At 68.6% G+C, this 21,650-nt stretch carries 23 protein-coding genes; 18 read left to right on the top strand and 5 right to left on the bottom strand.

Features of this window, described 5'->3' with window-relative positions:
• Positions 1-3: 3 nt before the first annotated feature.
• Both AB4Z27_RS21495 and AB4Z27_RS21490 read right to left on the bottom strand, forming a co-directional pair.
• Positions 4-990 (bottom strand): tripartite tricarboxylate transporter substrate binding protein, encoded by a 987-nt coding sequence (locus AB4Z27_RS21495; RefSeq protein ID WP_092301197.1) that lies wholly within the window; start codon positions 988-990, stop codon positions 4-6.
• A gap of 56 nt (positions 991-1,046) precedes the next feature.
• A complete protein-coding gene (locus AB4Z27_RS21490; RefSeq protein WP_441645220.1) occupies positions 1,047-2,594 on the bottom strand; it encodes an acyl-CoA carboxylase subunit beta in 1,548 nt (515 codons plus the stop codon).
• Between the two features lie 165 nt (positions 2,595-2,759).
• On the opposite strand from AB4Z27_RS21490, the gene AB4Z27_RS21485 reads away from it, so the two are divergent.
• The gene (locus AB4Z27_RS21485) at positions 2,760-4,472 is read left to right on the top strand and encodes a sigma-54 interaction domain-containing protein (protein WP_441645219.1); all 1,713 of its coding nucleotides are present in this window, start codon (positions 2,760-2,762) and stop codon (positions 4,470-4,472) included.
• Positions 4,473-4,488: 16 nt separating this feature from the next.
• On the opposite strand, the gene AB4Z27_RS21480 is transcribed toward AB4Z27_RS21485, so the two are convergent.
• Complete coding sequence (locus tag AB4Z27_RS21480; RefSeq protein WP_441645218.1) at positions 4,489-4,914, bottom strand: DUF1801 domain-containing protein; 426 nt, start codon at positions 4,912-4,914, stop codon at positions 4,489-4,491.
• A gap of 208 nt (positions 4,915-5,122) precedes the next feature.
• On the opposite strand from AB4Z27_RS21480, the gene ybaL reads away from it, so the two are divergent.
• Positions 5,123-6,841, top strand: a complete 1,719-nt coding sequence (ybaL, locus tag AB4Z27_RS21475) for a YbaL family putative K(+) efflux transporter (RefSeq protein WP_092301184.1) — start codon at positions 5,123-5,125, stop codon at positions 6,839-6,841.
• Positions 6,842-7,017: 176 nt separating this feature from the next.
• The gene (locus AB4Z27_RS21470) at positions 7,018-7,767 is read left to right on the top strand and encodes a M48 family metallopeptidase (protein ID WP_441645217.1); all 750 of its coding nucleotides are present in this window, start codon (positions 7,018-7,020) and stop codon (positions 7,765-7,767) included.
• Between the two features lie 30 nt (positions 7,768-7,797).
• Here AB4Z27_RS21470 and AB4Z27_RS21465 read toward each other — a convergent pair whose 3' ends face one another.
• Positions 7,798-8,721, bottom strand: coding sequence for a LysR family transcriptional regulator (locus tag AB4Z27_RS21465; protein ID WP_092301178.1), 924 nt, complete (start codon positions 8,719-8,721; stop codon positions 7,798-7,800).
• 119 nt (positions 8,722-8,840) lie between these two features.
• Between AB4Z27_RS21465 and AB4Z27_RS21460 the strand changes: the two genes are divergently transcribed.
• Positions 8,841-9,269 (top strand): VOC family protein, encoded by a 429-nt coding sequence (locus tag AB4Z27_RS21460; protein WP_092301176.1) that lies wholly within the window; start codon positions 8,841-8,843, stop codon positions 9,267-9,269.
• Between the two features lie 101 nt (positions 9,270-9,370).
• Here AB4Z27_RS21460 and AB4Z27_RS21455 read toward each other — a convergent pair whose 3' ends face one another.
• Positions 9,371-10,366 carry a LacI family DNA-binding transcriptional regulator gene (locus tag AB4Z27_RS21455; RefSeq protein WP_441645216.1) on the bottom strand — a complete coding sequence of 332 codons (996 nt, stop codon included), beginning with the start codon at positions 10,364-10,366 and terminating at the stop codon, positions 9,371-9,373.
• Between the two features lie 214 nt (positions 10,367-10,580).
• Here AB4Z27_RS21455 and AB4Z27_RS21450 point away from each other — a divergent pair, with 214 nt between their 5' ends.
• From AB4Z27_RS21450 to AB4Z27_RS21385, 14 genes are all read left to right on the top strand, one after another.
• Positions 10,581-11,711: an L-talarate/galactarate dehydratase gene (locus AB4Z27_RS21450; protein WP_441645215.1), complete on the top strand. Its 1,131-nt coding sequence runs from the start codon at positions 10,581-10,583 to the stop codon at positions 11,709-11,711.
• A gap of 167 nt (positions 11,712-11,878) precedes the next feature.
• Complete coding sequence (gene napE, locus AB4Z27_RS21445) at positions 11,879-12,037, top strand: periplasmic nitrate reductase, NapE protein (RefSeq protein WP_092301325.1); 159 nt, start codon at positions 11,879-11,881, stop codon at positions 12,035-12,037.
• Between the two features lie 86 nt (positions 12,038-12,123).
• Positions 12,124-12,507, top strand: a complete 384-nt coding sequence (locus tag AB4Z27_RS21440; RefSeq protein WP_441645214.1) for a chaperone NapD — start codon at positions 12,124-12,126, stop codon at positions 12,505-12,507.
• Positions 12,479-14,974, top strand: coding sequence for a periplasmic nitrate reductase subunit alpha (napA, locus tag AB4Z27_RS21435; RefSeq protein WP_441645213.1), 2,496 nt, complete (start codon positions 12,479-12,481; stop codon positions 14,972-14,974). Before AB4Z27_RS21440 ends, napA begins: the two co-directional genes overlap by 29 nt.
• A 30-nt stretch (positions 14,975-15,004) precedes the next feature.
• Complete coding sequence (locus AB4Z27_RS21430; protein ID WP_255370982.1) at positions 15,005-15,478, top strand: nitrate reductase cytochrome c-type subunit; 474 nt, start codon at positions 15,005-15,007, stop codon at positions 15,476-15,478.
• A 19-nt stretch (positions 15,479-15,497) separates the two neighbouring features.
• Entirely contained in the window at positions 15,498-16,088 is a 591-nt protein-coding gene (locus tag AB4Z27_RS21425; protein WP_092301158.1) for a cytochrome c3 family protein, read from the top strand.
• A 57-nt stretch (positions 16,089-16,145) separates the two neighbouring features.
• On the top strand, positions 16,146-16,781 hold the full coding sequence (gene ccmA, locus AB4Z27_RS21420) for a cytochrome c biogenesis heme-transporting ATPase CcmA (RefSeq protein WP_441645212.1): 636 nt from the start codon (positions 16,146-16,148) through the stop codon (positions 16,779-16,781).
• On the top strand, positions 16,781-17,446 hold the full coding sequence (gene ccmB, locus AB4Z27_RS21415) for a heme exporter protein CcmB (RefSeq protein ID WP_441645211.1): 666 nt from the start codon (positions 16,781-16,783) through the stop codon (positions 17,444-17,446). Before ccmA ends, ccmB begins: the two co-directional genes overlap by 1 nt.
• Positions 17,447-17,450: 4 nt before the next feature.
• A complete protein-coding gene (locus AB4Z27_RS21410) occupies positions 17,451-18,212 on the top strand; it encodes a heme ABC transporter permease (protein WP_441645210.1) in 762 nt (253 codons plus the stop codon).
• Between the two features lie 18 nt (positions 18,213-18,230).
• Complete coding sequence (gene ccmD, locus AB4Z27_RS21405; protein WP_092301146.1) at positions 18,231-18,383, top strand: heme exporter protein CcmD; 153 nt, start codon at positions 18,231-18,233, stop codon at positions 18,381-18,383.
• Entirely contained in the window at positions 18,380-18,835 is a 456-nt protein-coding gene (gene ccmE / locus AB4Z27_RS21400) for a cytochrome c maturation protein CcmE (RefSeq protein WP_092301143.1), read from the top strand. Before ccmD ends, ccmE begins: the two co-directional genes overlap by 4 nt.
• A complete protein-coding gene (locus AB4Z27_RS21395) occupies positions 18,832-20,841 on the top strand; it encodes a heme lyase CcmF/NrfE family subunit (protein ID WP_441645209.1) in 2,010 nt (669 codons plus the stop codon). Before ccmE ends, AB4Z27_RS21395 begins: the two co-directional genes overlap by 4 nt.
• Positions 20,838-21,377, top strand: coding sequence for a DsbE family thiol:disulfide interchange protein (locus AB4Z27_RS21390; protein ID WP_441645208.1), 540 nt, complete (start codon positions 20,838-20,840; stop codon positions 21,375-21,377). Before AB4Z27_RS21395 ends, AB4Z27_RS21390 begins: the two co-directional genes overlap by 4 nt.
• Positions 21,370-21,650: cytochrome c-type biogenesis protein (locus tag AB4Z27_RS21385; RefSeq protein ID WP_441645207.1), on the top strand; the 281-nt coding region annotated here is incomplete at its 3' end. The genes AB4Z27_RS21390 and AB4Z27_RS21385, both read left to right, overlap by 8 nt.

Raw genomic sequence — 21,650 nt, 5'->3', positions numbered from 1 at the left:
CGCTCAGTCCACCTTGACCTTGGCCTCGATGGCCACGCGCTTCCATTTGTCGAGTTCGGCCTGCACGAAGCTGCCGAACTGCTCGGCGTTGAGCGCGCCGGGGCTGGTGCCGTTCTGGGTCAGGTAGGTCTTGGCCTCGGCGCTGTTCATGCTCTTGACCGCTGCGTGGTTCAGCTTCTCCACCAGCGCGCGCGGCAGGTTGGCCGGGCCGTAGAAGCCGATCCACGTGGTGGCTTCGTAGCCGGGCACGCCCTGCTCGGCAATGGTCGGCACGTTGGGCAGCGCCTCGCTGCGCCTGGCCGAGGTCACGCCGATGGCCTTGACCTTGCCGTCCTTCACGTACGGCGCCATGGTCATCACGTCATGGAACAGCGCGGGGATCTGGCCGCCCAGCAGGTCGGCCAGCGCCGGGGACGCGCCCTTGTACGGAATGTGCGTCATCGGCACCTTCGTCATCAGCCGCAGCAGCTCCCCGGACATATGCGTGGCGCCGCCAATGCTCGACGAGCCGTAGGACAGCCCCTCGGTCTGCTTCTTCGCATAGGCCAGGAACTCGGGGAGATTGTTGGCCGGCACCTTGTTGTTGACCACCAGCACGTTGGGCGTGGTGGCCAGCAGCGCGATGTTCGTGAAATCCTTCGACGCGTTGTACGGCAGCTTGGGCCGGATGGCCGGGTTGATCACGTGGTGCGTGGCCGAGACCAGCAGCGTGTAGCCGTCCGGGTTGGCGCGCGCCACGATCTCGGTGCCGATCTGCCCGCTGGCGCCGGCGCGGTTGTCCACCACGAAGGGCTGCTTCAGCTCGGCCTGCATGTCACGGGCGATGCGGCGCGCCAGCAGGTCGGTCATGCCGCCCGCCGGGAACGGCACGACGATGGTGACGGGCTTGGCGGGCCAGTTCTCCTGCGCGAAGGCCGGCGCGGCCAGCGTGGTGGCCAACGTGGTGGCCATCAGGCCGAGACACAGCGAAGGTAGGGATCTGCGTTGCATGCGGTTTGTCTCCTGATTCTTTTTTTAGGATTTTGGCTAGGGGTTGCCGAACGCTTTCAAGGCCGGATGCCGAACKTGCGCACCCCCGCCTCGCGCAGCGGCGCGGCGAGGTTGGCGAACTCGCACAGCAGCGCCCGCGTGTCGCGCGGGTCGATGATGTCCTCGATCACGAAGGCTTCCGCGCTGCGGAACGGCGAGGTCAGGCTGCGCACCCGCTGCTCGATCTCGGCCCGCTTCTGCACCGGGTCGTCGGCGCCCTCGATCTCGGCCTTGTAGGCCACCTCCAGCCCGCCCTCGATCGGCAGCGAGCCCCAGTTGGCGGACGGCCACGCATAGCGGAAGTTGAAGCGACCCATGTGCTGGTGCCCCGCCGCCGCCACACCGTAGGCGCGGCGCACGATCACCGAGCACCACGGCACGGTGGCCTGATAAACCGCCGCCAGCGCGCGCACGCCGTAACGCATGATCCCGGCCTTCTCGGCCTCCAGCCCGATCTGGAACCCGGCGATATCGACGAGGTTGACCACCGGCAGGTGGAAGGCCTCGGCCATGTCCAGGAAGCGGGTGAATTTCTCGGCCGTGGGGCCGTCCCAGCCGCCGCCGTAGTAGTACGGGTCGCTGGCGACCACGGCCACGGGCCAGCCATCCAGCCGCGCCAGCCCGGTGACGATGGCGCGGCCCCAGTGCTTGCCGATCTCGAAGAACGAGTCCTGATCGACCAGCGCCTGCACGATCGGCCGGATCTTGTAGACCTGGCGGCTTTCGCGCGGGATGGCGGAGAGCAGCCATTCGTCGCGGCGGCGCGTGTCGTCGGCGGGCGCGGCGCGCGGCGGCAGCTCATACACGGACGGCGGCAGGTAGGACAGGAAGCGGCGGGCCCGGTCGAAGGCCTCTTCCTCGCTCGCCACCTCGTCATCGACCACGCCGTTGCGGGTGTGGATCTGACTGCCGCCCAGCTCGTTCTTTTCCAGGATCTGGCCGATGCGCGCCACCACGGGCGGGCCGGCGTTGAACAGTTGCGTCGTGCCCTTGACCATCACCGAGTAGTGGCTGGCCGCCACGCGCGCCGCGCCCATGCCGGCCACCGAGCCCAGCGCCAGCGACACCACCGGCACCACCGACATGTTCTCCACCACGTGCTGCCACACCTTCATGGTGGGGATATTGGTGTAGCCACGGTTCTCGATATTGCGCACCGAGCCGCCGCCGCCCGTGCCATCGACCAGCCGCACCATCGGCAGGCGCAGGTCGTGGGCCATCTTCTCGGCGTGGATCAGCTTGTCGCCCACCGCGCCGTCGTTGGCGCCGCCGCGCACCGTGAAGTCATCCCCGACCAGCACGGCGGGACGGCCACCCAGATGTGCGCGACCCATCACCAGATTGGCCGGGGTCAGGCCCACCAGCCGGCCATTGCTGTCGTACTGGCCGCTACCGGTGAGCGCGCCCACCTCGCGGAAGCTGCCGGGGTCCGCGATGGCCTCGATGCGCTCGCGCACGGTGAGCTTGCCGGCGTCCTTGTGGCGCTTGACCTTGTCGGGTCCGCCAAGCTCGGCGGCCAGTCGCTTGCGATAGGCCAGTTCGTCGATTTCCGGCTGCCAGGACATGTGTCTCCTCTGTGTCTTCGGGCTTATGGGTATGGGTGTTATCCGAGAGCTAACGCACTACCCGTGCCAGCCATGAAGCACATTGATTTCATTGCGATTTTTTCGACTGGCCGGTAGAGTGTCCGGCACGAGGACACTCAGATGTCCCGCATGGAGACACAATCAATGKCGTCAGTGAAGACACAAAGCCTGGGYGCGCTGGTGCTCGGGGCCGGCGGGGAGACCCTCGCCGCCTCGGGCACAGCACGCAATCCGGCCATCGCCCGGGCCGCGCAGGCCGGCGTGGCCGCACTGCCCCCCGCCGAGAACCACCATGCCGGCCGCATTTTCGATATCGAGGTCGATGGCGAGCGCCATATCGGGCTGGCCTTGCTCGATGCCAGCCAACAGACCATCCTGCTGCGCCGCGCGGCGGCCGGGGCGGCGCTGTTCGACTTCCTCGGCGCAGTGCCGTTTGCGGACGCCATCCTCGAACACTTCCTGACCAATCCCTATCAGGCGATCACGGTGGTGGACCACACGGGGTGTATCCGCTTCATCAGTCCCGTCCATGAGGCGTTCTTCGGCCTGCGCACTGGGGAAGGCACGGGGCGCCCCGCCGAGCAGGTCATCCCGAATTCCCGGCTGGGCCACGTGGCGGCGACCGGCAAGGCCGAGATCGGCCAGCTTCAGCGGATGAATGGCGTGACGCGCGTGGTGAACCGGGTGCCCATCGTTGCCGATGGCAAGACGGTCGGCGCGATCGGACAGGTCCTATTCAAGGAGCCGGAGGCCATCGGCCGGATGCACAAGGAGGTGGAGGAACTGCGGTCGCAGCTGGCGCACTACCGGCGCGAACTGCACGGGCTGCGCCAGCGCGACTCGGGAGTGGGCCTGCTGATTGGCGAGAGCGCGCCGATGCAGCGGCTGCGCCGGGAGATCGAGACCGTGGCGCGGCTCGACGTGCCCGTGCTGGTGCTGGGCGAGTCCGGCACGGGCAAGGAACTCGTCGCGCGGGCCATCCACAGCGCCGGCCGGGGGTCGCATGGCGTGCAGGGCGATGACGAGGGGACGCAGGCCGCGCCGCTGGTCAGCCTGAACCTGGCCGCGTTCCCGGCCACGCTGATCGAGGCCGAACTGTTCGGCCATGCGGCGGGCGCCTTCACGGGCAGCCATCGGCATGGCCAGCCCGGCAAGCTCGAACAGGCAGCCGGCGGCACGCTGTTCCTGGACGAAGTCGCCGATATTCCGATGGAGATGCAGGTCAAGCTGCTGCGCGTGCTGGAAGACCGCATGGTCGAGCGGCTCGGCAGCCGGCAGGCGCGGCGGGTGGATTTCCGGCTCGTGACCGCCACCAACCGCGACATTCAGGCGCTGATCGACGGTGGCCGCTTCCGGCTCGACCTCTACTACCGCCTCAGCGGCGTGGTGCTGCGCGTGCCGGCGCTGGGCCAGCGGCTGGAGGACATWCCCGCCCTGCTCCATCACTTCGTGCAGGCGTTCTGCCAGCGCAACGGCGTGCCGGTGCCGCAGGTCATGCCCGATGTGGCGCGGCACCTGGCCTCGCGGCGCTGGCCCGGCAATGTGCGCCAGCTACGGCAGAAGATCGAGGAAGCGCTGGTGTTCTGCGACGGCAGCCGGCTCCGGGTGCAGGACTTCGCCCGGGGCGAGGAAAACCATATGGCGACCATGGTGGCGCCGGCAACGCACCCGCTCGGGCAGGTCTTCGCGCCCGAGGATGCCCCGGCCCCGGCGGCGGCCCGGCTGCGCGACCTCGCTTATGACGCCGTGCTGCAGGCCATCGCCCGCCATGGCGGCAACAAGAAGCAGGCCGCGCTGGAACTGGGCATTTCCCGCTCCCATCTATATAAGATGCTCGAGCGCGGCGGCGAAGCCTGAACCGGGAATTCCGGAACTAGSCCTTGCCCTGGTTCAGCGCMACGGCGGCACGGATCAGGGCCTTCAGCGCCTTGGCATCGATCTTCTCGCCCTCRCGGAAGTCGATGGCGCGCCGGGTGTTGCCGTCCAGGCTGGAATTGAACAGGCCGGACGGGTCGTCCAGCGAGGCCCCCTTGGCGAAGGTCATCTTCACCGCGCTCTTGTAGGTCTCGCCGGTGCACAGGATGCCGTCGTGGGACCACACCGGCACGCGCCACTTCCATTCCTCCACCACCTCGGGGTCGGCTTCCTTCACCAGCGCGCGCAGGCGGGCGAGGGTTTCGCCGCGCCAGTCGCCCAGTTCCGCGATCCGGGCGTCGATCAGGGCTGCCGGGGACTCGTCCGCTGGCGCGGTGGCCTTGGTTGCGGYCTTGGCCGGGGCTKTGGTCTTCGTTTGGGTCATTCCCGCCTCTCCTCTCGTATTTATCCGCCTTTTGGTGCGTGTATGGTTGTCGAAGTGGCGCACCTTGCCAAGCCCCCGCTGGCGGGCGCTGRCCGGAATCTGCCCGTTTTTTCATGGGCCCCGCCGTCGAGGCCGGGCACCTGCCGTTACAATTGCCCCTCGCCCCAGCATTTCACTGGCCGCTTGCGCAGCACCCCGCAGACGACGCATGGACCACGACTTCACCCTCATCACCACCATCGCCGCCGGCTTCGGCATCGCCCTCGTGCTTGGCTTCCTGGCCGAACGCGTCAAGATTCCCGCCCTGGTCGGCTACCTCGTCACCGGCATCATCATCGGCCCCGGCACGCCGGGCTTCGTCGCCGATGTTCATCTGGCCTCGCAATTATCCGAAATCGGCGTGATGCTGCTGATGTTCGGCGTCGGCCTGCATTTCTCGCTGCGCGACCTGCTCGCGGTAAAACGTATCGCCATTCCCGGGGCAGTGGTGCAGATGGCGATTGCCACCGCGCTGGGCATGCTGGTGGCGTGGATCTGGGACTGGAGCCTGGGCACCGGGCTGGTCTTCGGCCTCTCCCTGTCGTGCGCGAGCACGGTGGTGCTGCTCAAGGCGCTGGAAACCCGCAACGTGCTGGAAACCATGAACGGGCGCATCGCCGTGGGCTGGCTGGTGGTGGAAGACCTCGCCACGGTGCTGGTGCTGGTGCTGCTGCCGCCGCTGGCCGGGCTGCTCGGCGGCACAAACGCCGCGCCAGACCAGGGCGCGCAGGCGCTCGGCTTCACCATCCTCCAGACACTGCTCCAGGTGGTAGCGTTTATCGCGCTGATGCTGGTGGCCGGGCGACGCATCCTGCCGTGGCTGCTGTGGCAGGTGGCCAAGACCGGCTCGCGCGAGCTGTTCACGCTGGCCGTKGTGGCGGTGGCGATTGGCATTGCCTATGGGGCGGCCGAACTGTTTAACGTGTCGTTCGCGCTGGGCGCCTTCTTCGCCGGCATGGTGATGCGCGAGTCGGAGTTCAGTCATCGCGCCGCCGAGGAATCGCTGCCGCTGCGCGACGCGTTCTCGGTCCTGTTCTTCGTCTCGGTGGGCATGCTGTTCAAGCCGGCCATCCTGATCGAGCAGCCGCTGCACGTGCTGGCCGTGGTCGCCATCATCGTGTTCGGCAAGTCGCTGGCGGCCTTCGCGCTGGTGCTGGCCTTCCGCTATCCGCTCAATACGGCGCTGACGGTGTCCGCCAGCCTGGCGCAGATCGGCGAATTCTCGTTCATCCTGGCCGGGCTGGGGGTCACGCTGGGGCTGCTGCCGGAGGAAGGCATGAGCCTGGTGCTGGCCGGCGCGCTGATTTCCATCGCGATCAATCCCCTGCTGTTTGCCGGCGTGGAGCCGCTGCGAAAGTGGATTCTCAAGCGATCGGCGCTGGCGCGGCGGCTGGAGCAGCGCGGCGACCCCTACGCCGAGCTGCCGATGACCACCGAGCGCAAGTTTCTGGAAGGCCAGGTGGTGCTGGTCGGCTACGGCCGCGTGGGCAAGCGGATTGCCCAGGCGATGCAGGAGCGCGGCATTCCCTTCGTGATTGCGGACGAGAACCGCGAGCGTGTGGAGTCCCTGCGCCGCGCGGGCTTCGCGGCGGTCTCGGGCAATGCGGCCGACCCGGCGGTGCTGATCCAGGCCCATATCGCCCACGCGGCGATGCTGGTGATTGCCGTGCCGGAGCCGCTCTACGTGCGCCAGATGGTGGAAACCGCCAAGACGCTGAACCCCAACGTGGAGATCGTGCTGCGCACGCATAGCGAGGACGAGTCCGCGCTGCTGCGCAAGGAAGGGCTCGGCACGGTGTTCTATGGCGAGGAGGAACTGGCCAAGGGCATGACCAGCCATGTACTGGGGCGCTTCGTGCCGCGCGGCGCGCATGAGGCCACGGCTTGAGTCGCGTCAGGATCGATTCACGATTACCTCAGGATTGATGCGATTGGCAGAAATCCGATTTCCWTAGCCAGCGYGCGGAAACACGGCGGACCTTGATCTGGATGCGGGTTCGCCCGCGATGAAGTGGCATAGCCTCCCATTCCCGGGAAACTCCCGCCACTACCTCGCGAACCGCTATGAAAGGCTTCCTCGTACTTCCGCTGCTCACCACTGCCCTGCTCGCCGGTTGCGCCGGCACCGATGTCAACAGCCTGGTCACCGCCGGCACCTCGCTGGCGCAGGCCGCCACCCTGACCGACGCGGAGGTGAAATCGCTGTCGGACCAGGCCTGCGCCGAGTCCGACCAGACCAACAAGACCGCCGGCCCCCGCACCAACTACGCAAAACGCCTCACCAAGGTCATGGCCGGGCTGAAGAACAGCGATGTGCCCAATCTCAACGTGCGGGTGTACCTGACCAAGGACGTCAACGCCTGGGCCATGGCCAACGGCTGCGTGCGGGTCTACAGCGGCCTGATGGACATGATGAGCGACGACGAGGTCCGCGGCGTGCTGGGCCACGAACTCGGCCACGTGGCGCTGGGCCACAGCAAGAAGGCCATGCAGGTGGCCTACGCCGCCACCGCCGCGCGCAGTGCGGTCGGCGCCACCAACGGCGCCATGGCCGCGCTGTCTTCCTCCCAACTGGGTGAACTCGGCGAAAAGCTGGTCAACGCGCAGTTCTCGCAGGCGCAGGAGACCGCCGCCGACGACTTCGCCTTCGACCTGTTGACCAAGAACAAGGCCAATACCAAGGCGCTGGTCACCGCGTTCGAGAAGCTGGCCAAGCTCGATGGCGGCAAGTCGAGCATGTTCGGCTCGCATCCGGGCTCGGARGCGCGCGCCAAGCATATCGARGRCCGCATCAGCAAGGTCGCATCGAAGTAAGACCCGTACGATCAATACGAAAAAAGGGGCCTAGGGCGTGGCGATGCCGCGCAACCGGGCCTCCAGCGGGGCGAGCCGCTCGCGCAACAGCGCCTGCAACTGGCGCACCGCCGGCGAGAACTGCTTGCGATGCGGGCAGATCAGGCTGAGCGGCGCGCTCTCGCCCGGCTGGTGCGGCAGCACCACCTCCAACGTGCCCGCTTCCACATCCGCGCAGACATCGAGCCACGACTTGTAGGCGATGCCCTGCCCCGCCACCGCCCAGCGGCGCGCCACGTCGGCATCGTCGCAGATCATCGCCCCGTTCACCGCCACCAGCCGGCGCTTGCCCTCCACCGGGAACACCCATTTGTCATAGAGGCGCCCGCCCAGCAGGTACAGCACGCAGCGGTGGCGCAAAAGGTCGTCCAGGCTTGCCGGCCGCCCGTGCGCGGCCAGATAGTCGGGCGATGCCACCAGCACGCGGCGGTTCTCGGGGGCCAGCGGCAGGGCCACATAGCTGGCGTCCTCGGCCAGTCCGTAGCGGATGGCCACGTCGACCGGCTCCCGGAACACATCGCTGACGCGGTCCGAGAGCAGCAGCCGCAGTGACAGGCGCGGATGGCTCGCGCAGAACGCCGTGATCCACGGCAGCAGCACGTTGCGGCCGACATCGGACGGCGCCGACACCTGCAGGACCCCGCTCAGATCCCCCTCCTCGCTCCGGGAACGCTCGTGGCCTTCGTGCAGCAGCGCGAGCACATCGGTGGCGTACGGCAGGTATCGCTCGCCCTCGGCCGTCAGCCGCAGGCTGCGCGTGGAGCGCACGAACAGGCGCAGGTCCAGCTCCCGTTCCAGCCGCTGGATGGCGGCGCTGACCTGCCCAGGCGGCAGATCGGCTTCGCGCGCGGCGCTGGAAAAGCTGCCGAGCGCGGCACTGCGGACAAACAGGGTCAGGTCCTCGAGTCTGAGCATCGGATCATCACGATTTGGGGGCGCGGGGGTGCGGAAAGCGCATTCTGCCGCATCCCCGCTGATTGGGCTGAGGCGGGCGGATCGGAGGTAAGCTGTCGCACCGAAAACGGAGACAGCCCATGAAACCCTATATCACCTTGATCACGCTGGGCGTGGACGATCTGGAACGCTCGCTGCGCTTCTACCGCGATGGCCTCGGCCTGCCGACCGCCGGCATTATCGGGCAGGAATTCGAGCATGGCGCCGCCGTGTTCATCGACCTGCAAGGCGGGACCAAGCTGGCGCTGTTCGCGCGCGAGAACCTCGCCCGCGAGGCCGGCCTGCCGGTGGCGCCGCCCAGCGCCACCGAGTTCTCGATGGCCCACAACGTGCGTAGCGAGGCCGAGGTCGATGCCGTGATGGCACAGGCGAAACAGGCCGGCGCGACCATCACCAAGCCCGCGCAGAAGACCTTCTGGGGCGGCTATGCCGGTCACTTCCAGGACCCGGACGGCCACCTGTGGGAAGTGGCGTACAACGTCCACCTGCTGCCGCCGGACGGGATGTGACAGTGGACCGGCCTAGCGTGCCGGCTGCAAAGGTTGCGCCGGCTGATACGGTTCGAGCCGCGCCGGGCAGAGCACCTTCATCGGCGCACTGATGCAGCGTCTTACGTGGTGCCCCGCTCGATGATGCGGAAGCCCACGTCGATCACCGGCTCCGGCACCGGCTCGCCCCGAAAACGCGCCAGCAACTGCCGCGCGGCCAGTTCGCCGATCTGCGCGCCATCCACGTGGACGGTGGTCAGCGGCGGGTTCATATGCGCGGCGAAGTCGGCGTCGCCGAAGCCGCAGATCGCCAGATCCTGCGGCATGCGCAGCCCGCGCGCGTGTGCTTCGATCATCACRCCTTGCGCGAGCTGGTCGGAACTGCAATAGATTGCCTCGATGTCCGGGGCCTGCGCCAGCAGGTCGGCCAGCGCCTTGCGGCCGTATTCAAGGCTGCTCGGGGCGGGCACCACCACGGTCGGCACATCGTGGCCCACCGTGGACAGGAAGCCCTCGCGTCGCACGGCGGCCCGCTGGTCGTCGCCGGTGGCGATGGCCAGCCGGCGCCGCCCCTGCCCGAGGAAGTAGCCGGCGATGGCGCTGCCCACCTTGAGGTGCGAGAAGCCCACCGCCATGTCCACGGGCCGATCGCTCAAATCCCATGTCTCCACCACCGGAATGCCGGCGCGGCGCAACTGGTCGCGCGCGGTCTGCGAATGGATCAGGCCGGTCACCACGATGCCGTCCGTGCGACGGCTGATCATCGTGGCGAGCAGCGCCTCCTCCCGGGCGTGATCGTAGCCGGTCTGGCCGAGGATCAACTGGTAGCCGGCGGCGTCCAGCGCATCGGTCAGCGCCTTCACGGTCGGCAGGAACTGCTGCACAGCGATGTTCGGCACCAGCGCGGCCACCATCAGGCTCTTGCGGGACTTCAGCCCGCCGGCCAGCAGGTTCGGGATGTAGCCGGTCACCGCCACGGCCTCGCGCACGCGCGCGATGGTGGCCTCGGACACCATGCCCGGATTGCTCAACGCCCGCGAGGCGGTAATCAGCGAGACGCCGGCCTGCCGGGCGACATCATGGAGCGTGACGGACTTCGACGCTGGAGCTTGGGGCATGCGGGTTCTGGCGGGTTTAAGCGGATTGGATGGAGATACGATGTCGGCCGACGGGTTGACCCAGTCGTATGACAACGTTAGCATTCTACCGACGATTGCCTGAACTGGCGCGCATCCCGGCCATAAACAACGACCACGTGGCCAATACGACGCATCCCAGCCGGGCATTCCGCCCTTGAATGACAACGTTGTCATACCCTGAAAAGGAACCCGCATGTCTCCCGATTCGATCGCCTGGATCCGCCTCTCTWCCTGCTACCTGCCGCTCGCCACCCCGATCAGCGACGCCAAGGTGCTGACCGGCCGACAGAAGCCGATGACCGAGGTGGCCATCCTGTTCGCCGAAATCCAGACCGCCGATGGCCACGCCGGGCTCGGCTTCAGCTACTCCAAGCGGGCCGGCGGCCCCGGCCAGTACGCCCACGCCTGCGAGATCGCCCCGGCCCTGCTGGGCGAGGACGCCAGCGACATCGCCAGGATCTGGGACAAGCTGTGCTGGGCCGGCGCCTCGGTGGGACGCAGCGGCCTGTCCACGCAGGCCATCGGCGCCATCGACGTGGCGCTCTGGGACCTGAAGGCGAAGCGCGCCGGCCTCTCGCTGGCCAAGCTGCTGGGCGCCCATCGGGATGCCGTGCGCTGCTACAACACCTCGGGCGGCTTCCTGCACACCCCGCTGGACCAGCTCAAGGTGAACGCGGCGGCGTCCGTCGAGCGCGGCATTGGCGGCATCAAGCTCAAGGTGGGCCAGCCAGACCGCGCCGAAGACCTGCGCCGCGTGGCCGCCGTGCGCGAGCATCTGGGCGATGCCGTGCCGCTGATGGTCGATGCCAACCAGCAGTGGGACCGCCCCACCGCGCAGCGCATGTGCCGCACCTTCGAGTCGTTCAACCTGGTCTGGATCGAGGAACCGCTGGACGCCTACGATCACGAAGGCCACGCCGCGCTGGCCACGCAGTTCGACACCCCCATCGCCACCGGCGAGATGCTGACCAGCGCCGCCGAACACTGGGACCTGATCCGCCACCGCGCCGCCGACTACCTGATGCCCGACGCGCCGCGCGTGGGCGGCATCACGCCGTTCCTGAAGGTGATGGCGCTGGCCGACCACGCCGGGCTGATGATTGCGCCGCACTTCGCCATGGAACTGCATGTGCATCTGGCGGCAGCGTATCCGCGCGAGCCGTGGGTCGAGCATTTCGACTGGCTCGAACCGCTGTTCAACGAGCGGCTGGAGATCCGCGACGGCCGCATCACCGTGCCCACGCGCCCCGGCCTGGGCGTCTCCATCAGCGAGCAGGCCCGCGCCTGGACCCGSGCGCAGACGGAGTTCGGCGCCCAGCCCTGAGCCTCGCCCCGGGGCGGTCTCTGACTTATCAGAGATCGCCCGATACACGCCCTCCGCACGACCCACACACATCACGCCGTGCCATATTGGCCCAATGCGCGCTTGACACCACCGGATGCGCTTCCTTAAATGATCCCGTCCCCACGAAATCCATGCCGGACTTTGCGATGGCTGTCGCCGACGATCCGCAGCGCAAGAAAGAAGAACTCCGGAGCTTCCTGTTCCTGACCGCCGTGATGGTGCCGGTGCTGACCGTCATCGTCGTGGCCGGGTACGGATTCATCGTCTGGATGACCCARCTCGTCAGCGGCCCGCCCACGCATTGATTGGCATGGACCGACGTCGCCCGGTGGGGTGACGCCTGCAGTTCCTGTAGCACTGAACGACGCGGCCTGCTGCCGCAAGGACAGTCATGCCAGGTACCACGCATTCCACCCCCGAGCCGCCACTCCCCACGGCGCAGCCGGGAGACACCCGCGCAGAGAGCCCTGATGACGCCGATGCGCAGCAGTGGCACATCGCCGGCGTGCTCGTGCACACCCAGCCGGCGAGCCTCGATGCCGTGCGCGGCGCCATCGCCGGTTTGGCCGGTGCCGAGATCCACGCCGCCAGCGACRCCGGCAAGCTCGTCGTCACGCTGGAAGCCCCCACCTCACGCGCCATCGCGGCGCATCTGACGTTCCTCCATCAGCTGGACGGCGTGCTGGCGGCCACCCTGGTCTACCAGCACAACGAGGATGCGTGCGACATGGACACGGAGATTGTCGATGAAAGTCACTCGCCGGGACTTTATTAAGCAGACGGCCGTGGCCGCCACCGCCTCGGTGGGCGGCATTCCGCTGGGCGCGGACGCGGCCAACTTCGTCACGGACAGCGACCTGACCCGCCTGAAATGGGACAAGGCGCCCTGCCGCTTCTGCGGCACCGGCTGCGGCGTGACCGTGGCGGTCAAGGAAAACAAGGTGGTGGCCACCCAGGGTGACCCGCTGTGCGAGGTCAACAAGGGCCTGAACTGCGTGAAGGGCTACTTCCTGTCCAAGATCATGTACGGGCAGGACCGGCTGACCAAGCCGCTGCTGCGCATGAAAAACGGACAGTACGACAAGAACGGCGAGTTCCAGCCCGTGACCTGGGACAAGGCGTTCGACGTGATGGCCGCCCAGTTCAAGCGCGTGCTGAAGGAGAAAGGCCCCACGGCGGTCGGCATGTTCGGCTCGGGCCAGTGGACGATCTGGGAGGGCTACGCCGCCTCCAAGCTGATGAAGGCCGGTTTCCGCACGAACAATATCGACCCGAACGCCCGTCACTGCATGGCCTCCGCCGTGGCCGGCTTCATGCGCACCTTCGGCATGGACGAGCCGATGGGCTGCTACGACGATATCGAGGTGGCCGACGCCTTCGTGCTGTGGGGCTCGAACATGGCCGAGATGCACCCGATCCTGTGGACCCGGGTGACGGACCGCCGCCTCTCCGCRCCCAAGACCAAGGTGGCGGTGCTGTCTACCTTCACCCATCGCTCCTACGAACTGGCCGACCTGCCGATCATCTTCACGCCGCAGACCGACCTGGCGATCCTGAACTACATCGCCCACTACATCATCACCAATAACAAGGTCAACAAGGACTTCGTCAACAAGCACACGGTGTTCAAGCAGGGCGTGACCGAYATCGGCTACGGGCTGCGCCCGGACCACCCACTGCAGAAGAAGGCCAAGAACGCGGCCGACCCCAACGCCGCCACGCCGATCACGTTCGACGATTTCGCCAAGTTCGTGGCGAAGTACGACGTGGCCACCGTCAGCAAGCTCTCCGGCGTGCCGCGCGACAAGCTCGAACAGCTGGCCGCCCTCTACGCCGACCCGAACATCAAGGTCGTGTCGTTCTGGACCATGGGCTTCAACCAGCACACGCGCGGCAGCTGGGCCAACAACATGGTCTACAACATCCACCTGCTGACCGGCAAGATCGCCACGCCGGGCAACAGCCCGTTCTCGCTGACCGGCCAGCCCTCGGCCTGCGGCACCGCGCGCGAGGTGGGCACGTTCTCCCACCGGCTGCCGGCGGACATGCTGGTCGCCAACCCCAAGCACCGCGAGACCGCCGAACGGATCTGGAAGATCCCGGCCGGCACCATCCCCGAAAAGCCCGGCTACCACGCCGTGCTGCAGAACCGCATGCTCAAGGACGCCAAGCTCAACGCGTACTGGGTGCAGGTGAACAACAATATGCAGGCGGCGGCCAACCTGATGGAGGAAGGGCTGCCGGGCTACCGGAACCCGGAAAACTTCATCGTGGTCTCGGACGCCTACCCCACCGTGACCGCGCTCGCGGCGGACCTGATCCTGCCTGCCGCCATGTGGGTAGAGAAGGAAGGCGCCTACGGCAACGCCGAGCGGCGCACCCAGTTCTGGCATCAACTGGTCGATGCCCCCGGCGAGGCCCGTTCGGACCTGTGGCAGTTGGTGGAGTTCTCCAAGCGCTTCAAGATCGAGGAAGTCTGGCCGGCGGACCTGATCGCCAAGATGCCGGAGGTCAAGGGCAAGACGCTGTTCGATGTGCTCTACCGCAACGGCCAGGTGGACAAGTTCCCGCTCAAGGAAGTCAACCCGGACTACCACAACGATGAAGCCAAGGCGTTCGGGTTCTATATCCAGAAGGGGCTGTTCGAGGAATACGCGAGCTTCGGCCGGGGCCACGGCCACGACCTGGCCCCGTTCGACGCCTACCACGAGGCGCGCGGCCTGCGCTGGCCCGTGGTCAACGGACGCGAAACCCTGTGGCGCTACCGCGAGGGCAGCGACCCCTACGTGAAGGCCGGCACCGGCTTCCAGTTCTACGGCAACGCGGACGGCCGCGCGGTCATCTTCGCCCTGCCCTACGAGCCCGCCGCCGAGTCGCCGGACAAGGAATACCCGTTCTGGCTGGCCACCGGCCGGGTGCTGGAGCACTGGCATTCCGGCTCGATGACCCGCCGCGTGCCCGAGCTGTACCGCGCCTTCCCCAACGCCGTGGTGTTCATGCATCCCGAGGATGCCAAGGCGATGGGACTGCGGCGCGGCGTGGAGGTGGAGGTGGTGTCCCGGCGCGGGCGCATGCGCTCCCGGATCGAGACGCGCGGGCGCGACCAGCCGCCGCGCGGGCTGGTCTTCGTGCCGTGGTTCGACGCCAGCCAGCTGATCAACAAGGTGACGCTGGACGCCACCTGCCCGATCTCGCTCCAGACCGACTTCAAGAAGTGCGCGGTCAAGATCGTGAAGGTATAGGGGGGCCACGCCATGCGATCAACAGTCTGGATGGGTTGGATCCTCGCCAGCCAGTTCGTGCTGGCCGGCGCGCAGGCCCAGTCCGAGGGAAAGGGGCTGACCGACGCCATGCGCGGTCCCACGCCCATCGGCAGCGAGTCCAAACCGCCCCTGCTCTACCCCACCGAGAACAAGGACGTGCGCCGCACCCGCAACTACACCATGCAGCCGCCGACCATCCCGCACAAGATCGACGGCTACCAGCTCGACAAGGACTACAACCGCTGCATGTTCTGCCACGCGCGCACCCGCACCGAGGAGACCCAGGCGATTCCGGTCAGCATTACGCACTACATGGACCGGAAYAACAACGTGCTGGCCGATGTCTCGCCCCGGCGCTACTTCTGCACCCAGTGCCACGTGCCGCAGGCCGACGCCAAGCCGCTGGTCGGCAACACGTTCACGGACGTGGAGACCATGCTGAAGAAACCGGCGGCGCCCAAGGGCACTGCAGCCAAGAAATAAGACCTGGCGGACTAGCGCGATGCTCGACCTGCTCAAACGATACTGGCGCACCATCAACCGGCCCAGCGCGTATTTCAGCCTCGGCTTCCTCACGCTGGGCGGCTTCATCGCGGGCGTGGTGTTCTGGGGCGCGTTCAACACGGCGCTGGAGTTCACCAATACCGAGAAGTTCTGCACCGGCTGCCACGAAATGCGCGACAACGTGTACCAGGAGCTGCAGGGCACCATCCACTTCACCAACCGCAGCGGCGTGCGCGCCAAGTGCTCGGACTGCCACGTGCCGCACAACTGGACCGACAAGATGGCCCGCAAGATGCAGGCATCGAAGGAGGTCTGGGCCAAGATCTTCGGCACCATCGACACCCGCGAGAAGTTCCAGGCCCATCGGCTGGAGCTGGCCCAGCACGAGTGGGCGCGCTTCAAGGCCAACGACTCGCTCGAATGCCGCAACTGCCACGACTACCAGTCGATGGACTTTACGCGGCAGAGCCCGCGCGCCCAGGCCATGCACTCCACCTACCTCGCCAACAAGGAGCGGACCTGCATCGACTGCCACAAGGGCATTGCGCACCGGCTGCCCGATGTCTCCAAGGCCGAGGGCAGCGAATGACCCACGCCGCGCGCGCCCGTTCCCGCTCCCGACCCCGTTCCGGCTGAGGCCCGCCCCATGCTCGCGGCCCACCAGCTCGCCTTTGCCCGCGCCGGCCGCGCCGTGTTCCATGGCATCGACATCGACCTGGCGCCGGGGCAGGCCATCGCCCTGACCGGGCCCAATGGCAGCGGCAARTCCACGCTGCTGCGGGTGCTGGCCGGGCTGCTGGTGCCGCTGGCCGGCGCCGTGACCTGGCAAGGGCGGCCCGTGCGCGGTGGCGATCCGGACTATGGGCGAGCGGTGGCCTACCTCGGCCACCACAATGGGCTCGACGCCGAGATGAGCGCCATCGAGCAGCTGGTCTACGCGGCGCGGCTGGCCGGCCACCGGGTCACGCCGGAGGCAGCGCGGGCGGCGCTGGCGGACGCCGGGCTCGCGCGGATGGCCGATGCGCGCCTGCGTACGCTCTCCCAGGGCCAGCGGCGGCGTATCGCGCTGGCGCGGCTGACCCTCACACCGCGCCCGCTGTGGCTGCTGGATGAGCCGCTGGCGGCGCTGGACGCCCCCGCCGCCGACCACTTCCGCACCCGCCTCGACGCCCATCTGGCCGCCGGCGGCATGGCCGTGATCGCCCTGCACGGCCCGCTGGCGCTGCCACTGGCAACGGCGCGCGGCAGGCTGCGCGGGCTCGCGCTGGAGGGCACCGCCTGATGCATGCCTTCGGCGCCACGCTCGTCCATGACCTGAAGCTGGCCTGGCGCCGGCGCGACGGCCTTGTCGCCACGCTGGTGTTCTTCGTCATCGCCGCCAGCCTGTTCCCGCTCGCCATCGGCCCCGATCCGCAGCAACTGCGCGCGCTGGCGCCCGGCATCCTGTGGGTGACGGCGCTGCTGGCGTCGATGCTGTCGCTGTCGCSCCTGTTCGCCGCCGATCATGCCGAAGGCAGCCTGGAGCAGATGCTGCTGTCCCCGGCGCCGCTGGCGCTGCTGGTGCTGGCCAAGATCTGTGCGCACTGGCTRACCAGTGGCCTGCCMCTGCTGGTGCTGACGCCGGTGCTGGCGCAGCAGTATTCGCTGCCGGCCGGGGCCACGTGGATGCTGGCGGCGTCGCTGCTGATCGGCACGCCGGTGTTGAGCCTGATCGGCGCGGTGGGCGCGGCGCTGACGCTGGGCGTGCGCGGCGGCGCGGTGCTGCTGTGCATCCTCGTCCTGCCGCTCTGCGTGCCGGTGCTGGTCTTTGGCGCCGGGGCCGGCGCGGCGGCGGATGCCGGGCTCGACGTCATGCCGCAGTTGTCGCTGCTGGGCGCCTGCCTGGCGCTGGCGCTGTGCCTGTGTCCGCCGGCCGCCGCTGCCGGCCTGCGCATTGCCATGGAGTGAGACGATGGGACCCTCGGCCGACYTGCCCCGCTCCGCCAGACTGCCCCAGCCCTCCCGGTCGCGCTGGCTGACCTACGCCTCYCCGGCCCGCTTCGACCCGCTSGCCCGGCGGCTGRYGCCRTGGTTCGCCGTGGCGGCAGCGCTGCTTCTGATCGCCGGGCTCTACCTCGGCTTCGGCGTGGCGCCGACGGACGCCCAGCAGGGCGAGGTCTATCGCATCATCTTCATCCACGTGCCGGCAGCGTGGATGTCGATGTTCATCTACCTCGTGATGGCCAGCTACTGCGCGCTGGCGCTGGTGCTGCGCACGCGGCTCTCGTCGATGATGGCCTCCGCGCTGGCCCCCACCGGCGCGCTGTTCACCTTTATCGCGCTCTGGACCGGCGCGCTGTGGGGCCAGCCGACCTGGGGCACGTGGTGGGTCTGGGACGCCCGGCTGACCTCCGAACTGATCCTGCTGTTCCTCTACCTCGGCTTTCTCGCGCTGGAAAACGCCATCGACGACCCGCGCCGCGCCGAGCGTGCCTGCGCGGTGCTGGCGCTGGTCGGCGTGGTGAACATCCCCATCATCTATTTCTCGGTGCAGTGGTGGAACACGCTGCATCAGGGCGCGTCGGTGAGCCTGACCGCCGCGCCATCCATGGCGCACACCATGCTGGCCGGCATGCTGCTGATGACGCTGGCCTGCTGGATGTACACGATTGCCGTGGCGCTGGTGCGCGTGCGCTGCATCCTGCGCGAGCGCGCCGAGCCGCGGCTGATCTAACGAGAACCGGAGCCGATCATGCTGAACCTCCTGCTGTCTTCGCCCCATCTGGGCTATGTGGCCGGCGCCTTCGGGGTGGCGTTTGCCGCGCTGGGGCTGGAAATGATGCTGCTGGCGCGGCGCGCGCGGGCCGCGCGGCGGCTGGCGGCTGGCGACGCACCGCGCGCATGACCACCCGGCGCCGTCGCCTCGGCTGGCTGCTGGCCGCGCTGGCCTGCGCCGGCGTGGCCACGGCACTCGTGCTCAACGCGTTCCGGGGCAACCTCGTCTTCTTCTTCAGCCCGACGCAGGTGGCCGCGCAGGAAGCCCCGGCCGGCCGGGCGTTCCGGCTGGGGGGGCTGGTCGAGACCGGCTCGCTGCGCCGCGAGGGCGACGGCATGACCATCCGCTTTATCGTCACGGACACCATGCGACAGGTGCCCGTGGTCTATCGCGGCCTCCTGCCGGACCTGTTTCGAGAAGGCAAAGGCGTGGTGGCGCGTGGCCAGTTGCGCGACGGCGTGTTCCAGGCCACCGAAGTGCTGGCCAAGCACGACGAGAACTACATGCCGCCCGAGGCCGCCGAGGCCCTGAAGCAGGCCGCCCAGACCAAGGCACGCATCCCGGAGACCACGCCACGATGATCGTCGAACTCGGTCACTTCGCCCTGATCCTCGCGCTGTTCGTCGCCGTGATGCAGGCGGTGCTGCCGATTGCCGGCGCCGCGCGGGGTCCCGGCGGCGACGCCACGCTGATGGCCGTGGCCCGCCCCGCCTCCGTCGCCCAGGCGCTGCTGGTGATGGCAGCCTACGGCGCGCTGACGCTGGCCTTCCTCGACAACGATTTCAGCGTGCGCTACGTGGCGGCCAACTCGAATACCGCGCTGCCGGCGATTTATCGCGCGGCGGCGGTCTGGGGCGGGCACGAGGGCTCCATGCTGCTGTGGACACTGATGCTGGCGCTCTGGACGCTGGCCGTGGCGCGCTTCAGCCGCGGCCTGCCGCCGGCGCTGCGGGCCCGCGTGATCGGTGTGCTGGGCGCCATCAGCGTGGGCTTCCTGCTGTTCCTGCTGTTCGCCTCCAACCCGTTCATCCGCCTGCTGCCGCCGGCCATGGAGGGGCGCGACCTGAACCCGCTGCTGCAGGACCCCGGCATGGTGTTCCATCCGCCCCAGCTCTATATGGGCTATGTGGGCTTTGCCGTGGTCTTCGCCTTCGCGGTGGCTGCGCTGCTGGGCGGGCGGCTGGACGCCGCCTGGGCGCGCTGGGCGCGGCCGTGGACCACGCTGGCGTGGAGCTTCCTGACCATCGGCATCCTGCTCGGCAGCGCCTGGGCCTACTACGAGCTGGGCTGGGGCGGCTGGTGGTTCTGGGACCCGGTGGAGAATGCCTCGTTGATGCCCTGGCTGGCCGGCACGGCGCTGATGCACTCGCTGGCCGTCACCGAGAAGCGCGGCGCCTTCCGCGCGTGGACCGCGCTGCTCGCCATCTTCACGTTCTCGCTGAGCCTGCTCGGCACCTTCCTGGTCCGATCGGGCGTGCTGACCTCCGTACACGCCTTCGCCGTGGACCCGACGCGCGGCGTGTTCATCCTCGCCCTGCTCAGCGCCATCACGGGCGGCGCGCTGGCGCTCTATGCCTGGCGCGCGCCGCGGGTGTCGGTGCGCGCGGCCTTCGCGGCGGTCTCGCGCGAATCCTTCCTGCTCGCCAACAACGTGCTGCTGGCCGTGGCGGCGGCCACGGTGCTGCTCGGCACGCTCTACCCGCTGCTGCTGGACGTGCTCGGCCTCGGCAAGATCTCGGTGGGGCCGGCCTATTTCGAACAGGTCTTCGTGCCGCTGATGGCGCCGGCCGTGCTGCTGATGGGCGTGGCCCCGCTGGTGCGCTGGCGCCACGCCGCCCTGCCCGACCTGGCCGCGCGGCTGCGCTGGGCCGCCATCGGCAGCCTGCTGGTGGCCCTGGCGCTGCTGGCGACGCTGCGCACGGCCTCCGCGCTGACCGGGCTCGGGCTGTGGCTGGCTACCTGGTGCGTGGCCAGCGGGCTGACCAGCCTCGCCAGCCGGCTGCGCCATCGTGGCCGATCCGCCCTGCGGCAGTTGCCGGCCGGGTATTACGGGATGCTGCTCGCGCATGTCGGCGTGGGCGTGTTTATCGCCGGGGTGACGCTGGTGAAAAGCCAGGAAAGCCTGCGCGAGTTGCCGATGCGCGCCGGCGAGGTGGTCAGCGTGGGCGGCTACACGTTCCGCTTCGAGGGCGTGGCGCCGGTRCGCGGCCCGAACTACGCGGCGTTCCGCGCCAAGCTGGTGGCCAGCCGCGACGGGCAGACGGTGGCCACGCTGGCGCCGGAACGGCGCGTCTACCGCAGCCAGGACATGCCGACCACCGAGGCCGCCATCGATAATGGCTTTACCCGCGACCTCTATGTGGCGATCGGCGAACAGGTGGCCGACGGCCAGTGGGCGGTRCGGCTCCACGTGAAGCCGTTCGTCGGCTGGATCTGGGGTGGCTGCGTGCTGATGGCGCTCGGTGGTCTGCTGGCGGCTTGCGACCGGCGTTATCGACGTCGGACGGCCGAGGTGGAAGCGGAGGCCGCGCCCCCGGCCCCGCGCCCCGCCGTGCCGCTGGCCACCACCCGGGAGCCGCTGCGATGACGCGCTTTCTGCTGCCGCTGGCCGTCTTCCTCGCCCTGGCCGCCGCGCTGGCCGCCGGGCTGCGGCACGATCCGCGCGAACTCCCATCGGCCATGGTCGGCAAGCCCGCGCCAGCGTTGCAGTTGCCGCTGCTGAAGGCTTCCRRSGRYGTRCGYGCCACATCCGACCTGAAAGGCAAGGTGTGGATGCTGAACGTGTGGGCGTCGTGGTGCACCGCGTGCCGCGTCGAACATCCCGTGCTGACCGACTTCGCCGGGAAGTCCGAGGTGCCGCTGGTCGGCCTGAACTACAAGGACCAGCCCRACGCCGCGCGCGACTGGCTGCGGCGCATGGGCGATCCGTACGTGGCGTCGCTGGTGGACGCGGATGGCAAGGCCGGCATCGACCTGGGTGTGTATGGCGTGCCGGAAACCTATGTCATCGACCGAGCCGGGGTGGTGCGCTATCGACAGGTGGGGCCGGTCACGCCGCAGGTGCTGGAGCAGAAGATCCTGCCGCTGCTGCGCACGCTGGAACGGGAGCCCGGCCATGCGTAGAKTSGCGCTCGCCTGCCTGCTCTGGATGGCGTGCGCCGCCCACGGCGCCGAAGACGCCGCCAAACTGGACGCCCGCGTGCATGCGCTGGCGGAACAGCTGCGCTGYCTGGTCTGCCAGAACCAGACGCTGGCCGATTCCAACGCCGACCTCGCGGTGGACCTGCGCGCCCAGATCCGGGAGCAGCTACGCAGCGGCGCGAGCGAGACCGCCGTGAAGGACTTCCTCGTGCAGCGCTATGGCGACTTCGTGCTCTACGACCCGCCGGTGCGGCC

This window comes from Cupriavidus sp. KB_39 (assembly GCF_052114485.1).
Lineage (GTDB): Bacteria > Pseudomonadota > Gammaproteobacteria > Burkholderiales > Burkholderiaceae > Cupriavidus.
This window is presented reverse-complemented; position numbering and strand designations above follow the sequence as displayed.